The sequence below is a fragment of the Kluyvera genomosp. 3 genome, assembly GCF_011765685.1.
Lineage (GTDB): Bacteria > Pseudomonadota > Gammaproteobacteria > Enterobacterales > Enterobacteriaceae > Kluyvera > Kluyvera georgiana_A.
The window spans coordinates 312,385-326,384 of the sequence record NZ_CP050321.1 but is presented as its reverse complement, the minus strand read 5'-3'; the positions used below and the strand labels follow the sequence as shown (position 1 = coordinate 326,384).

Below are 14,000 nucleotides of genomic sequence, written 5' to 3'. Positions count from 1 at the left end.
TTTCTGAAAATGCTTATTCATCAGCTGGCATAGCAACGTAAAAGGTCAGCACAAAAAAGTGTGTTAATCTGTGCAAAAGATTTTGGAGGCTGCAAGCAAATGCCTGCTCAAGAAAAAAAACGCGCAAAGTTGATTGATGTCGCCCGCCATGCTGGCGTGTCGCCAGGGACAGTATCCAACGCGTTGCATAACACCCGCTTTGTTGAACCGGAGACCCGTCGGCGTATTGAAGAGGCGATTGTCGCGCTGAATTACACGCCCAACATCCGTGCCCGACAGCTGCGTACCGGCAAAACCAATACCATCGCACTGCTCTCATCGGTGCCGTTGACCATTGCCTCCGGCGCCTCCCGGCTGGGATTTATGATGGAGGTTGCGCTCACTTCCGCCATGATGGCGCTGGAAAAACAGCATGCCTTGATTCTGGTGCCACCGGGCGCAAATCCGCTGGATGCGGTCGGCTTCGATGCGGCGATTCTGATTGAGCCAGCGGAAAACGATCCCCAGCTACAGGCGCTGGCGCAGGCCGGCATTCCTTGTGTCACCATTGGCCGCACGCCGGGGACCGACACGCCTGTGCCGTGGGTTGAACTGCATTCAGCGGCAACGGCGCAAATTCTGCTCGCGCATCTGGAGTCCTCCGGCACACGTAAATGTGCGTTATTTGTCGGCAACATGCGGCGCACATCAATGCTGGAGAGCGAAGCGGCTTACCGGCGCTGGTGTGAAGGGCGGCAGTCCCCCGTCATCTACTCGCTCAATGAGAGCGACGGTGAAAATGCCGGCTACCGCGCGGCACATCAGCTATTACAGGAACATCCCGACGTTGATGGCGTGCTGGTGCTGATCGATACCTTTGCCAGCGGCGCGGTACGGGCTTTCCAGGAACAAGATATCGCCATACCTGAACAAATGCGGGTAGTTACTCGCTATGACGGCATCCGCGCGCGCGAATCCACACCGCCACTGACGGCAGTGAATATGCATCTTGATGAAGTGGCGCGCCAGGCCATCACGCTATTGTTTGCCGCTATGGCGGGTGAGAAGGTCAGCTACAGCAAGGGTAAAACACCGGATCTGGTCGTGCGGGCATCCACTTCGCGATAAGAGAGCTGAGCTACAAACGCAAAAAAGCCGCTCAAAGAGCGGCTTTTTTTAATTTGGTCGGTGATAGAGGATAACTCGCCACTACGTGGCTCGCCCTGCGGGCCGTTGCTGACGCAACGTTCTCTCGCTACGCTCGGGTCGAACCTCTTACCCCCGGAGGTTCTCATCCTCTTTGCGGGCTACAGACGCAAAAAAGCCGCTCAGAGAGCGGCTTTTTTTAATTTGGTCGGTGATAGAGGATTCGAACCTCCGACCCCTTCGTCCCGAACGAAGTGCGCTACCAGGCTGCGCCAATCACCGAATGCGGCGCATCTTACTGCTGTGCCCCGCCCTCGTCAATCCCTTATTTAACAAAAGCCCCTTGTTCGGCCAGAAAGCCATCACTGCGCCGATTTTTTCGCCTCGGGGATGTGGCACCAGTTGTTGTACTCGTTGATTCCACCGTCCGGAGAAGTGTAACCCAAACAGCCCATAATGGTGTCATAAAGCTCCACGTGGCGTTTCGGCTGCTTCATCGCCGCCTGCTGTTGCAGGTATGCGAACGACCTGGCGTGGTCCGGATTTTCCAGATACTTATCCGACATCCAGACCATCATCGGCACGCGGAACTGCTCCGGCGGCGCCATCTTGCGCGGCGTACCGTGCAGACGTTCGTGATCGTTGATCGACTCACCGTGGTCCGCGGCATAGAAGACGATAGCCTTCTTATCGCGTAACTGATCAAAGATGTTCACCAGGAAATGGTCAACGTAGGTGATCGAGTTATCGTACGAGTTAATCAGCTCCGCTTTGCTGCATTTATCATCCACGTTCACGCACTCCGGGGTCCACTTTGCAAAGCTGCGCGGGTAGCGCTGGGTATAGTTAAAGTGCGAACCTTTAGTGTGAATGATAATCAGATGCTTACCGTCGACGCCGTTACGCGCCAACACGTTTTTCATTTCATCCGCCAGCAGCATATCGTCCACGCTCTTGCCGCGGTTACGCGGCTCGGCGCCAATCTGCTCGCGGTAGGCAATGTTGTTGGCCATGGTGTTGCTGTAGAACCACAGTTCGCTCTGCATCGCCAGCAGGTCACCGGTAAAGCCGAGCTGATGCAGCACCGCAAACACGTTTTGTTCTTTCAGCGTGCGCTGCGGGTTATCACTCGCCCCGCCCTGACGGACAAACATGCAGCGCAACGAAAGCTTGGTCGCGGTATCGCAGGAATAGCCGCGGAAGGCCACCAGATTTTTCTCCTTCTCCAGCTCCGGGGTGGTGTTGCGCGCGTAGCCGAACAGGCCCATATGATCCCAGCGGGTCGTTTCGCCGATGATAAACACCAGATAGGTATCATCAATGTCTTTAGGCGCAACGTAGGTAAACTTCTTTGCCGGATCGATAAGATCGCTGGTATCCAGCGATTCATCAACCTGGGTCCAACCGTACAGACTTAGCGCAGAGACCCAGTTGCTCGGCAGGTAAGAGTTGGCCAGTACGCCGCCATAGCTTGGCAGATCGACCTGTGAAAGGCGCTCGCTGTCCTTCAGGTGGGCTTCCATCAAGCGAATAGGCCCCCACACCAACAGCGCACAGAGCAGCACAATGCCAATACCCCGTAGGCGCTGCCCTGACGTAAGCAGTTGATTAAGTAGCGTATCCCGCGCCTGGTTAAACCAGATAAAGACCAGCGGGATGATGCTGGTGAGCACCAGCCAGGAGATAAAGTGCCAGCCCACCACCTCTTTGGAGAGATCGACATCGGTCGTCATCACCGAGGCAATAATCCCGTAGCCAATGACCACATTCAGGTTGGTCATGTAGTAGCTTGCGCCGGCGGAAATCAGCACCACGGCCGTTGCCAGTACTTTCCACAACCTACGTCCCCCCAGCGACAGCAGACGGAACAGGAAGAACGTCACTAGCAGCGAACTCACCAGCTCAATGCCGATAAACATCCCTTTCTCGACGCTGAAGTCCGATAAATACCCCCCGAACCGACGAACCAACACGGAATAATTCATAAACCAGCCGATGTATACCGCCAGCAAAAGACTGAGCTTTTGCTGGGACATCGCTTTGATGTATCTCATTCGAAAAACCCTGGAAAAAGGGAAAATAAAAAACAAGTCACAAATCAAATAATTAGTAGACTAGTTAATTTATGCGATTTGCCCAAAGGGCCGCATTTGCAAGCGCGGTAAGTAGACAACAAGAAAGGGGAAAAGTATTCGCTGCGGATGTGATCAGGCCAAATATTTACAAAAATATTTGGCCTGAATCATCTTATTGAAAGGAGTAATAATGTTAAGCGTGCGCTTCGTGCAGAATTTCCGTTTTCGGCTGGCGAATGGTGGTCGACAGCGCAAGCGAGATAATCAGCAGGGCAAAGATAACGCAGAAGGTGACGTAGAAGCCGCCAAACAGAGAGGCGATCAACGAACCGCAGATGCTGCCGATACCAAATCCTAAGTAAATCACGCCGTAGTTTTTCGCCAGATTGTTCAGGCCGAAGAATTCACTTACCAGCGATGGGAACACGGTGATGGTACCGCCGAAGTTAAAGGCTACACAGGCAATCGCCGCGAAGAAGGTCATTTCGTTCAGCGGTGCAAACAGCAGCGCGGCCATACCCACCAGCGAGATAATCTGACCAATGGTAATCACACGGATACGAGCGATTTTGTCAGACAGGATACCCAGCACCAGACGACCACTCAGGTTGGCAATCGAGATAACGGTAACGGCGTTGGCTGCGGTGGCCAGATCCAGATGCACCATCCCCTGCGCGATATCTTTAGCAACACCAATCACATACAGGCCGCTCATACAGGCGGTCAGGAACATCACCGCCAGCATCCAGTACTGCGGTTTACGCATCGATTCCGCCAGCGTGAAGTCGTTTTCCATCACGCCGTTATGTTTCTGGACTTCCTGATTCGGCGCGTCTTTCATCAGCATCGCGCCGAAGACGATCATCACCAGCACGATCGCGCCCCAAATCATAAAGGTTTTTTCCAGCCCGACGGTCGCCAGCAGCTGGCTGTCGATAAATTTGAAGCCGAGGCTACCTAAGCCGTAAGAACCGATGGCAAAGGCGGAAATCAGCCCCTTACGTTCCGGGAACCATTTCACACAGTTGGAGAGCGTCAGCAGATAGCCCGCGCCGTCTGCCAGGCCGACGATGATACCGGCGCTCAGCCACAGCATCATCAGGCTGTTCGCATGTGCCGTCAGCAGGAAGCCGAGCCCCAACAGCACGCCGGAAGCGATGGTGACGCGTTTCACGCCAAAGCGTTCCTGCAGTTTACCGGCCACGGAAGAGGAGAGCGCCAGACCCAGGCTGAGTAAACCAAAGGAGAACGCTACCTGGCTGACCGACGCGTCCAGTTTGCTGGACAGCGCGCTGTTGAACAGGCTCCAGGTATAGACAGAACCTAAGGCGAACTGGGTAATAATGGTGCCGAACAATGTCAGCCAGCGAGTGTGATTTTTAGTTGCAGCGTTCATGATGAAGATGCCTTCTTGAATTAACTGCTGCCAACGATAACGAAGTTAACATTTTCGCTGGTTCAAAAAGGCATGAAATGCATTCAGGACGGAATGAAATGCATCAGCGGCGGAATGAATGACATTGAAAAAAATGATTCCGCCGCTGAATATATTGCGTGATTAAAAGCGCGCGCTGACGCCCATGGTATACAGATAGTTTGCACCCGCCGCCATATTATCCGCCTGCGAGAGCGCGGCATAGGCTGCCAGATGTGAATTCAGTAACATATCTGCCCCCACGGTCACATCCACCCAGTTGCCGTCCTGCGTCGTGGTCGGCATTCGGTTCAGGCCAGACTGCGCCTTCCACTGATTCTCGCCAAACTGCTGGTTATAGCTCACCTGCGCCCACGGGCGAATGCCCAGCCACGGGTGCGAATCCAGGCGCCAACCGAGGGTGCTTACGCTTGCGTGCCAGAGCGGGTCGGTCTGCGCACCGGCGCTGGCGGTATCGCCAAATTCATTCCACATAAAGCCCGGAGAGCCATCATAATGCCACGTCGCGACTGGCCCAGTGGTTATGCCCTCCGTCAGCGGGAAATTCCAGCCAACGCTCATCGTTTTGGTTGCATCAAGCGGCGTCGAGTCCGGCACATTCATATTCAGCCCCGAGCCAGTTTGCATGGCATCAATACGTTCCGCCAGAATGTCGTTGTACCGCGGTTGGTGATCGCTATCCCATGTATAGCGCTCGGCAGTATTACTTTGTGAGTCAGTCACGATATATTCCTGTTGCCAGGCATTCGCGTGTGGCGATACTAACATCCACACAAAAACCGACGCTGGCGCAGCACATCGCCAAAGGCCATTGCATTTCTTATTATTCATTAAGTGACTCCAGAAAGAGCCAATTTTGGCAGTTATTGTTATGTTTTCAGGGATAAAGTCCCCCTGTATTAACTATTGTCTCTTTATGACAGGCGTCAAGCGAAGTGCAGGGTTTTATTATTTCGACAAAAGCAGGGAGAAGAAAATGCAGCGCTGTGGTTGGGTAAGCCAGGATCCGCTTTACATCGAGTATCACGATACCGAATGGGGCGTACCCCAAAGAGATAACCAGAAACTGTTCGAGATGATCTGCCTGGAAGGCCAGCAGGCCGGACTTTCCTGGATAACCGTGCTGAAAAAGCGTGAAAACTATCGTCGCGCCTTCCACCATTTTGACCCGGCAAAGGTCGCCGCCATGACTGAAGAAGACGTCGAGCGGCTGGTGCTGGACGCCGGCATCATTCGCCACCGGGGTAAAATTCAGGCGATTATCGGCAACGCCCGCGCCTTCCTGGCGATGGAGGCCAGCGGTGAATCATTCAATGACTTCGTCTGGTCGTTTGTCGATAACACCCCGATCGTCACTCAGGCCGCAACGCTGGGCGAAATCGCGACGTCGACGCCCGCCTCCGACGCGCTGTCAAAAGCGCTGAAAAAACGTGGTTTTAAATTCGTGGGCACCACCATCTGTTATTCCTTCATGCAAGCCTGCGGGCTGGTCAACGACCATGTGACCACCTGCTTCTGCCATCCTGGAGTTCAGCATGATCAGAAAATGGAACACTAAGCAGCTCGACCCTTTACTTGAGCTGTGGTTAGAAAGCACTACCTTTGCGCACCCGTTTATTAACGCCCAGTACTGGCAGGAGAGCTTAAGCATTGTGCGCGATACCTACCTTCCCGCCGCGGAAACCTGGGTGTGGGAAGATGAGCAACAGCGTTTACAGGGATTCATCAGCGTTATTGAATCGCGCTTTGTCGGCGCACTGTTTGTTGCCCCGGAAGCCATCCGTCAAGGCATCGGCCATGCGCTGCTCAACGTCGTTAAACAGCACTTTGCCGATCTCAGCCTGGAGGTCTATCAAAAAAACAGCCGGGCGGTAAATTTCTACCACGCGCAGGGTTTTCGTATTGAAGATAGCGCGTGGCAGGAGGAGACCCGGCATCCCACGTGGATTATGCGTTGGCAGGCGGATCAAACGCCGTTAGCGTAAGCGCCGGTCCATCATATTTCTCGACCCATGCCAGCGCCGTGTTGCCGGCGCAGCCATTCCCCAGCCGCGAGCTGGGGATATCTTTGGTCAGAACGTTGACCGCACCGTTTTTGCAAATTCCGCCTTCCTCATGCGCGAAATCAGGCCACGCCCCTTCATGCAGGCACATCACGCCGGGCTTAATACCGTCACTGACAACCGCGCCAGCCAGCACCTGTCCCCGGTGGTTCCAGACGCGGACCAGATCGCCATCGGCAATCTGCCGTATCTTCGCATCCTGCGGATGGAGGGTAATCGGCTCACGCCCCGCCACCGCATAACGTTCACGCAGAGATGTATGGTTAAGCTGGCTATGAAGACGGTGCGCCGGATGCGCCGACAGCAACTGAAGCTGCCCGGGATGCGCGTTGCCATGCCATTCGTCCGGCTCCAGCCACATCGGATGCGGCGGACAATCGGCATACTGGAAGCTGGCAATACGCTCGGAGTAAATTTCGATTTTACCGCTCGGCGTTTTCAACGGATTGGCCTGCGGATCGGCGCGGAAGGCAGCAAAGCGAACAAAATCCGCGTTCTGCTCGCTTTCCGGCATCTCAATCAGCGCGTTGTCCTGCCAGAAACGCGCAAACGGTGGCAGCGTCACCTGCTGGCTCGCGCCGCGTTGAGCGGCGATTCGGTAGAAAGTCTCCAGCCATTCCAGCTCGCTTTTCCCTTCGGTAAAGCGCGCCCGACCGCCCTGCTCCCACCGCTCAGACAGGTCGGCAAACACCGTAAAGTCGTCACGGGCTTCATCGCGGGGCGGCACAACCTGCTTCATCGGCACCAGGTGCTGGTTGCTGTAGTCGCCGGTCATGGTCAGGTCGTTGCGCTCAAAGGAGGTGGTGGCGGGCAGGACGATATCCGCATGCCGTGCCGCCGCCGTCCAGTTGCATTCAGAAATCACCACCAGTTCAGGCTTCTGCCAGGCGCGAATCAGCCGGTTGGTATCCTGATGATGGGTAAAGTTGGCGCCGCCCGCCCACCAGACAAAGCGAATATCCGGGAAGTGGCGGTCCATACCGTTGTGCTGATACGGCGCGCCGGGGTTTTCCAGCGCTTCGACAATGCGTGCGACCGGGATTTTATCGACCGCATCAACGCCGCCCGGCACCGTGCCCTGCATTGAGCCCAGCACCGCCGCGCGCCGCGTCGGGTTGCCGCCGTTGGCGAAATGATACGACAACCCAAAGCCGCCGCCCGGCGTACCAATCTGCCCCAGCATTGCCGCCAGCGTAACCAGCATCCAGTGCTTTTGCTCGCCGTACTGCTGGCGCTGCATTCCCCAGCCGGACATCAGCATGGTGGTATTTTTATGGAAAATTTCTGCCAGTTCGCGAATTTTATCGGCATGAACACCACAAATGGCGGCTGCCCACTCGGCGGTTTTGGCTTCGCCATCGCCTTCACCCAACAGATATTGAGCAAATATCGGGAAACCTGCGGTATAACGCGTTAAAAAGTCGCTATCGTGCCAGTTATTGATCAGTAGCGTGTGGGCAATACCGAGCATCAACGCCACGTCGGTGCCCATGTGCGGAGCAATCCACTCCATCGACTCGCCAAAGAAGTCGACGGTTTCCGAACGCATCGGATCGATACAGATCAGTCGCTTACCGCTCTGGCGCAGTTGTTCAAAATAAGGCAACCCCTGCTCGTCGGAAGCATTCCAGGCGATTTTCAGCGTATTCAGCGGGTTAGCACTCCATAACACCACCACGTCAGTATGTTCCAGCACCATGGGCCAGCTGGTTTGCTGCTGATACACCTCATTACCGCCCACCACGTGCGGCATGATTGCCTGCGCGGCCCCGGTCGAGTAATCCCCCAGATGGCCGGTGTAGCCGCCCGCCAGGCTCATATAGCGCTGTAGCAGCGTCGCCGCCTTGTGCAATACGCCGTTAGAACGCCAACCGTACGAGCCGGCAAAAATCGACGCCGGGCCATAGGTTTCACGAATACGGCGATGCTGGCTATCGATCAGCGCGAGCGCGTCATCCCAGCTTACCCGCACAAACTCGTCCTGCCCGCGTAGTCCTTGAGGGCTATCCGGCGAGGCCAGGAAGCCTTTTCGCACCATGGGGTAACGCACACGGGTTTTGCTGTGCACCTGATCGCGCACCACGCTTTGCAGCGAATTGGTAAACGACGTTTGTAGCGCCCCGCGTGAGGAGAACACCTGCTCGCCGTCGGTCTCGACAAGCATAGGGCCCCAGTGGGCTGCGGTTAAAACGGTATAGGGAGAAGATGGCGTAGACAAATGGGCGCTCCTGCAGGTGGTGTCGGTTATGTTTTGCGCCATTCAATGTTACTTACAAATTTCAGAGAGTTCCCAAGAATTTTCAGCAATTTCGCCAGTCATAATGACGCGCCACCGTCGCTGTGGCGAAAAATAAGAATGTCATTAAGGAATTAAGATGAAAAAACGTGTATTTGCGATTGCTGCCATCGTGAGCGGCGCGCTGGCAATATCAGGCTGCACCACAAACCCATACACCGGCGAGCGCGAAGTGGGTAAATCCGGTATCGGCGCGGGCATTGGCTCGTTGGTGGGCGCGGGCGTTGGCGCGCTCTCGTCTTCAAAGAAAGATCGCGGTAAAGGCGCGCTGATCGGCGCAGCCGCGGGGGCAGCGCTCGGCGGCGGCGTGGGTTATTACATGGACGTGCAGGAAGCGAAACTGCGCCAAAAAATGCAGGGGACCGGCGTCAGCGTCACTCGTAACGGTGACAATATCGTGCTGAATATGCCGAATAACGTCACCTTCGACAGCTCCTCCGCCACTCTGAAACCAGCCGGCGCCAACACCTTAACCGGCGTCGCTATGGTACTGAAAGAGTATGAGAAAACTGCGGTGAATGTTGTCGGCTATACCGACAGCACCGGTAGCCAGCAGCTCAACATGAAACTGTCTCAGCAGCGCGCCGACTCGGTGGCCAGCTCGCTGATCACCCAGGGCGTCGCCGCTGCACGCGTGCGTACCACCGGTATGGGGCCAGCGAATCCTATCGCCAGCAACAGCACCGAAGAAGGCAAAGCGCAGAACCGTCGCGTAGAAATTACCTTAAGCCCGATGCAGTAATCTCATCGCCGGGTGGCCTCTCCACCCGGCAAAATACTTGATTAGACAGATTTTCGCGCTAAGGTGTTGTCACTTTCAGGCGAGAGACCTTCCCATGGCAAAATCAGCGCGCCCCACCATCAGCGATGTGGCAAAAGCGGCGAAAACCGGCAAAACCAGCATTTCCCGTTACCTTAACGGCGAGAAGCATCTGCTCTCCGACGCGCTGCTGGCCCGCATTGAAGCCGCCATTGCCGAGCTCGACTATCGCCCAAGCCTGATGGCCCGCAGCCTGAAGCGCGGGCGCACCCGTCTGATAGGCCTGATCATTGCCGATATCACCAACCCTTACTCCGTCAATGTGCTCAGCGGCATTGAAGCCGCCTGCCGCGAAAAAGGCTTCACCCCGCTGGTGTGTAACACCAATAACGAGGTGGACCAGGAGCTGCACTATCTTGATCTGCTGCGCAGCTATCAGGTCGAAGGGATTGTCGTCAACGCCGTCGGCATGCGTGAAGAGGGGCTGCAACGTTTGCAGCAGTCCGCGCTACCGATGGTGCTAATCGACCGTAAAATTCCGGACTTCGCCTGCGACGTGGTCGGGCTGGATAACACTCAGGCCGCTACCACCGCCACTGAACACCTGATTGAGCAAGGATTTGAGGCGCTGCTGTTCCTCAGCGAACCGCTAGGCACCGTTAACACCCGGCGCGAACGCCTGAGCGCCTTCCGCGCCACGCTGGCCCGCTATCCCGGCGTCGTCGCCGAAAATGCCGAAGTGCCGCTGGCAGAGAACGCTCAGCTTGATAACACGCTGCGTCAGTTCCACCAGCAACACCGCGGAATGCGTAAAGCGGTGATCTCCGCCAACGGCGCGCTGACCCTTCAGGTTGCACGTTCGCTCAAGCGCATCGGCCTGAACTGGGGCAGCGACATCGGCCTGCTGGGGTTTGACGAACTGGAATGGGCCGAACTGGCGGGCGTGGGCATTACCACCCTCAAGCAGCCGACCTGGCAGATTGGCTACGCCGCCGTAGAGCAGGTGGTGCGGCGCATTGAAGGGGCGGCGGATGCCATTCATGAGCAGGTCTTTTCCGGCGAGCTGATCGTGCGCGGTTCCACAGCCCGTTAATCTTCCTTCGTGATGGCGATCATAAATTCAACACAGTGAGATTTTCTTTGGAACCGATTCCATCTAGCGTATTAGACATAGCGTTAGATTCGGAGTCCCTATGCAAAGAAAAATTATGGTGGTCACCGCCGCTTATGGCCACGACGCGGTACGCAGCGCAGGCGGGCAAGCGGCCATGCTGCCCATCATCGCCGCTGCCGGAGCTGACGGCGTAGAAATCCGCCGCGAGATGTTTACCTCCGCAGAGCTTCAGACACTGCCCGCGCTGGCATCGGCGATTCAATCATCCGGCCTGCAGGCCTGTTACTCCGCGCCCGAAGCGCTGTTTATGGCCGATGGTTCCCTGAATCCTCTGCTCCCCGCTTTGCTTCAGGAAGCCACCACGCTGCGTGCGCTGTGGCTGAAAGTGTCGCTGGGCCACTTTCGCCATACCGAGTCGTTCAACACGCTACGCGACTGGCTGGCAAGCAGCGGCATGAAACTGGTGGTCGAGAACGATCAAACGTCCTGTGGACGCCTGCCGCCAATGCAACGTTTCAACGCCGCCTGCCATATGCAGAAACTTCCCGTACAGCTCACGTTCGATATGGGCAACTGGCTGTGGGTCAGCGATACGCCAGAAGCGGCGGCGGAGCAGCTGGCGCCGTCAGTCGGTTATATCCACGTCAAAGCCGCCGTGCCGCATCACGACAGCTACCGCGCGGTTCCGCCCGATGAGGCCGACGCCTGCTGGCTGGCGCTGCTAAACCAGCTCCCGATCGATGTGCCGCGTGGCATTGAGTTTCCGCTGGAAGGGGCCGACCTGGCTGCGGTTACCCGCCGCTATGTCGAACTATTACGTAAGGAGTAAGCGATGAAACATTCCCTGGATGTCATCACCATCGGCGAAGCGATGGCGATGTTTGTGGCGACGCAAACCGGCGACGTGGCCGACGTGGAGCATTTTATCAAGCGCGTGGCGGGAGCGGAGCTGAACGTGGCCACCGGTCTGGCGCGCCTGGGGCTGAAGGTGGGTTGGGTCAGTCGCGTGGGCAACGATAGCTTTGGACGCTTTGTCCTTAACTCGCTGAAAAAAGAAGGTATTGATGCTTGCGGCGTCACCATCGACCCGCAGCATGCAACCGGCTTTCAGTTAAAATCTAAAGTCGAAAATGGAACCGATCCCATTGTGGAGTACTTCCGCAAAGGCTCCGCTGCCAGCCATCTCTCCGTTGCCGATTATCACGATGAATACTTCGCCAGCGCCCGCCACCTGCACTTAAGCGGCGTGGCGGCGGCGCTCTCCGCCAGCTCTTATGCGCTGCTGGACCACACGGCCCGCACGATGAAAGCGCAGGGCAAAACCCTCTCCTTCGACCCGAACCTGCGTCCGGTGCTGTGGAAAAGCGAAGCGGAAATGGTGGAGAAACTCAACCAGCTTGCGTTCCAGGCTGACTGGGTTTTACCCGGTTTGAAAGAAGGCATGATTTTAACCGGACAGCAGACGCCGGAAGGCATCGCCGATTTCTATCTCAATCAGGGGGTGAAAGCGGTGGTGCTGAAAACGGGCGCTGACGGCGCCTGGTACAAAACAGCCTCCGGTGAACAAGGCAACGTTGCCCCGGTAAAAGTGGATAACGTGGTCGACACCGTCGGTGCCGGGGACGGTTTTGCCGTCGGCGTCATCAGCGCGCTGCTGGAAGGCCGCTCGCTGCATCAGGCCGTCACCCGAGGCAATAAAATTGGCGCGCTGGCCATTCAGGTTCAGGGCGACAGTGAAGGTTTACCCACGCGTGAAGCGTTAGGCGAATAACGTCACGTTACGATAGTGCCACCCTGTACCCTACATACAGCGGCGGCGAAGCGACAATAGAGGCAGGCCTATGAACAGCTCAACAAACGCAGCAAAACGTTGGTGGTACATCATGCCGATCGTGTTTATCACGTACAGCCTGGCGTACCTTGACCGCGCGAACTTTAGTTTCGCCTCCGCCGCCGGGATCACCGAAGATCTGGGCATTACCAAAGGGATCTCCTCCCTGCTGGGCGCCCTGTTCTTCCTCGGCTATTTCTTCTTCCAGATTCCCGGCGCCATCTACGCCGAACGCCGCAGCGTACGTAAGCTGATCTTTACCTGCCTGGTGCTGTGGGGCGTCTGTGCCTCACTGACCGGGATGGTCACCAATATTCCGGCGCTGGCGGCAATTCGCTTTATTCTCGGCGTCGTCGAGGCCGCCGTCATGCCTGCCATGCTGATTTACATCAGCAACTGGTTTACTAAATCGGAACGCTCACGTGCCAACACGTTTCTCATCCTCGGCAACCCGGTCACGGTACTGTGGATGTCGGTGGTTTCTGGCTATCTGATTCAGGCGCTCGGCTGGCGCGAGATGTTTATTATCGAAGGCTTCCCGGCGGTCATCTGGGCCTTCTGTTGGTGGGTGCTGGTAAAAGATAAGCCATCACAGGTCGGCTGGTTGAACGAATCGGAAAAAGCCGCGCTTCAGGCGCAGCTGGAACGCGAACAGCAGGGAATTAAGGCCGTTCGCAACTACGGCGAAGCTTTCCGTTCACGGAATGTGATTCTGCTGTGCATGCAGTATTTTGCCTGGAGCATCGGGGTCTACGGTTTCGTACTGTGGCTGCCATCCATCATCCGCAGCGGCGGCGCGAACTTAGGGATGGTCGAAGTGGGCTGGCTCTCTTCCGTGCCGTATCTGGCCGCTACGTTGGCGATGATCGTGGTGTCCTGGGCTTCTGATAAATTGCAGAACCGCCGCCTGTTCGTCTGGCCGCTGCTGCTGCTTGCCGGTTTTGCCTTTATCGGCTCCTGGGCCGTCGGCGCCGATCACTTCTGGCTTTCTTATATTCTGCTGGTGATTGCCGGTGCCGCAATGTACGCCCCGTACGGCCCGTTCTTCGCCATCATTCCTGAGATGCTGCCGCGCAACGTCGCAGGCGGTGCAATGGCGCTGATTAACAGCATGGGCGCACTGGGTTCATTCTTCGGCTCGTGGTTCGTCGGCTATCTCAACGGCGCTACCGGCAGCCCGTCGGCATCGTACATTTTTATGGGGATAGCGCTTTTTGCCTCAGTATGGCTAACTTTGATTGTTAAGCCTGCTCATAATCAATCGCTACCCGTTGGCGCACGCCACGCTTAAATTTAACTCA

12 protein-coding genes, 1 tRNA gene and 1 other RNA gene are annotated in these 14,000 nt (G+C 56.4%); 8 read left to right on the top strand and 6 right to left on the bottom strand.

Annotated elements, in window-relative coordinates:
* Positions 1-99 precede the first annotated feature (99 nt).
* Positions 100-1,107, top strand: coding sequence for a substrate-binding domain-containing protein (locus GY169_RS01555; protein ID WP_163446867.1), 1,008 nt, complete (start codon positions 100-102; stop codon positions 1,105-1,107).
* Positions 1,108-1,161: 54 nt separating this feature from the next.
* Here GY169_RS01555 and GY169_RS01550 read toward each other — a convergent pair.
* From GY169_RS01550 to GY169_RS01530, 5 genes are all read right to left on the bottom strand, one after another.
* Positions 1,162-1,295, bottom strand: a non-coding RNA gene (locus tag GY169_RS01550) — RtT sRNA.
* A gap of 35 nt (positions 1,296-1,330) precedes the next feature.
* Positions 1,331-1,407, bottom strand: a tRNA-Pro gene (locus GY169_RS01545).
* An 80-nt stretch (positions 1,408-1,487) separates the two neighbouring features.
* A complete protein-coding gene (gene eptB / locus GY169_RS01540; RefSeq protein ID WP_167574854.1) occupies positions 1,488-3,179 on the bottom strand; it encodes a kdo(2)-lipid A phosphoethanolamine 7''-transferase in 1,692 nt (563 codons plus the stop codon).
* A 214-nt stretch (positions 3,180-3,393) separates the two neighbouring features.
* Positions 3,394-4,596 (bottom strand): MFS transporter, encoded by a 1,203-nt coding sequence (locus GY169_RS01535; protein WP_167574853.1) that lies wholly within the window; start codon positions 4,594-4,596, stop codon positions 3,394-3,396.
* A 162-nt stretch (positions 4,597-4,758) separates the two neighbouring features.
* Positions 4,759-5,466, bottom strand: coding sequence for an autotransporter domain-containing protein (locus GY169_RS01530; protein ID WP_167574852.1), 708 nt, complete (start codon positions 5,464-5,466; stop codon positions 4,759-4,761).
* Positions 5,467-5,611: 145 nt separating this feature from the next.
* Here GY169_RS01530 and tag point away from each other — a divergent pair, with 145 nt between their 5' ends.
* Both tag and GY169_RS01520 read left to right on the top strand, forming a co-directional pair.
* A complete protein-coding gene (gene tag / locus GY169_RS01525; protein ID WP_167574851.1) occupies positions 5,612-6,193 on the top strand; it encodes a DNA-3-methyladenine glycosylase I in 582 nt (193 codons plus the stop codon).
* Positions 6,171-6,620 (top strand): N-acetyltransferase, encoded by a 450-nt coding sequence (locus GY169_RS01520; RefSeq protein WP_163446876.1) that lies wholly within the window; start codon positions 6,171-6,173, stop codon positions 6,618-6,620. Before tag ends, GY169_RS01520 begins: the two co-directional genes overlap by 23 nt.
* On the opposite strand, the gene GY169_RS01515 is transcribed toward GY169_RS01520, so the two are convergent.
* Positions 6,583-8,862 carry a molybdopterin guanine dinucleotide-containing S/N-oxide reductase gene (locus tag GY169_RS01515; protein WP_411908107.1) on the bottom strand — a complete coding sequence of 760 codons (2,280 nt, stop codon included), beginning with the start codon at positions 8,860-8,862 and terminating at the stop codon, positions 6,583-6,585. The genes GY169_RS01520 and GY169_RS01515 overlap by 38 nt on opposite strands.
* Positions 8,863-9,073: 211 nt before the next feature.
* On the opposite strand from GY169_RS01515, the gene GY169_RS01510 reads away from it, so the two are divergent.
* The 5 genes from GY169_RS01510 to GY169_RS01490 all read left to right on the top strand — a co-directional run bounded on the left by GY169_RS01510 (position 9,074) and on the right by GY169_RS01490 (position 13,990).
* The gene (locus GY169_RS01510) at positions 9,074-9,736 is read left to right on the top strand and encodes an OmpA family lipoprotein (RefSeq protein ID WP_064541153.1); all 663 of its coding nucleotides are present in this window, start codon (positions 9,074-9,076) and stop codon (positions 9,734-9,736) included.
* A 94-nt stretch (positions 9,737-9,830) separates the two neighbouring features.
* Positions 9,831-10,847, top strand: coding sequence for a LacI family DNA-binding transcriptional regulator (locus GY169_RS01505; protein ID WP_065358349.1), 1,017 nt, complete (start codon positions 9,831-9,833; stop codon positions 10,845-10,847).
* Positions 10,848-10,947: 100 nt separating this feature from the next.
* On the top strand, positions 10,948-11,697 hold the full coding sequence (locus tag GY169_RS01500; protein WP_167574849.1) for a sugar phosphate isomerase/epimerase family protein: 750 nt from the start codon (positions 10,948-10,950) through the stop codon (positions 11,695-11,697).
* 3 nt (positions 11,698-11,700) lie between these two features.
* Positions 11,701-12,639 carry a sugar kinase gene (locus GY169_RS01495; protein ID WP_167574848.1) on the top strand — a complete coding sequence of 313 codons (939 nt, stop codon included), beginning with the start codon at positions 11,701-11,703 and terminating at the stop codon, positions 12,637-12,639.
* 70 nt (positions 12,640-12,709) lie between these two features.
* Complete coding sequence (locus GY169_RS01490) at positions 12,710-13,990, top strand: MFS transporter (RefSeq protein ID WP_167574847.1); 1,281 nt, start codon at positions 12,710-12,712, stop codon at positions 13,988-13,990.
* The last annotated feature ends 10 nt before the right edge of the window (positions 13,991-14,000 follow it).

Coding starts and splice junctions, on each gene's coding strand:
- GY169_RS01555 (WP_163446867.1), top strand. CDS start 100: ATGCCTGCTCAAGAAAAAAAACGCGCAAAGTTGATTGATGTCGCCCGC.
- GY169_RS01535 (WP_167574853.1), bottom strand. CDS start 4,596: ATGAACGCTGCAACTAAAAATCACACTCGCTGGCTGACATTGTTCGGC.
- GY169_RS01530 (WP_167574852.1), bottom strand. CDS start 5,466: ATGAATAATAAGAAATGCAATGGCCTTTGGCGATGTGCTGCGCCAGCG.
- tag (WP_167574851.1), top strand. CDS start 5,612: ATGCAGCGCTGTGGTTGGGTAAGCCAGGATCCGCTTTACATCGAGTAT.
- GY169_RS01495 (WP_167574848.1), top strand. CDS start 11,701: ATGAAACATTCCCTGGATGTCATCACCATCGGCGAAGCGATGGCGATG.
- GY169_RS01490 (WP_167574847.1), top strand. CDS start 12,710: ATGAACAGCTCAACAAACGCAGCAAAACGTTGGTGGTACATCATGCCG.
- GY169_RS01505 (WP_065358349.1), top strand. CDS start 9,831: ATGGCAAAATCAGCGCGCCCCACCATCAGCGATGTGGCAAAAGCGGCG.
- GY169_RS01500 (WP_167574849.1), top strand. CDS start 10,948: ATGCAAAGAAAAATTATGGTGGTCACCGCCGCTTATGGCCACGACGCG.
- GY169_RS01520 (WP_163446876.1), top strand. CDS start 6,171: ATGATCAGAAAATGGAACACTAAGCAGCTCGACCCTTTACTTGAGCTG.
- eptB (WP_167574854.1), bottom strand. CDS start 3,179: ATGAGATACATCAAAGCGATGTCCCAGCAAAAGCTCAGTCTTTTGCTG.
- GY169_RS01515 (WP_411908107.1), bottom strand. CDS start 8,862: ATGCTTGTCGAGACCGACGGCGAGCAGGTGTTCTCCTCACGCGGGGCG.
- GY169_RS01510 (WP_064541153.1), top strand. CDS start 9,074: ATGAAAAAACGTGTATTTGCGATTGCTGCCATCGTGAGCGGCGCGCTG.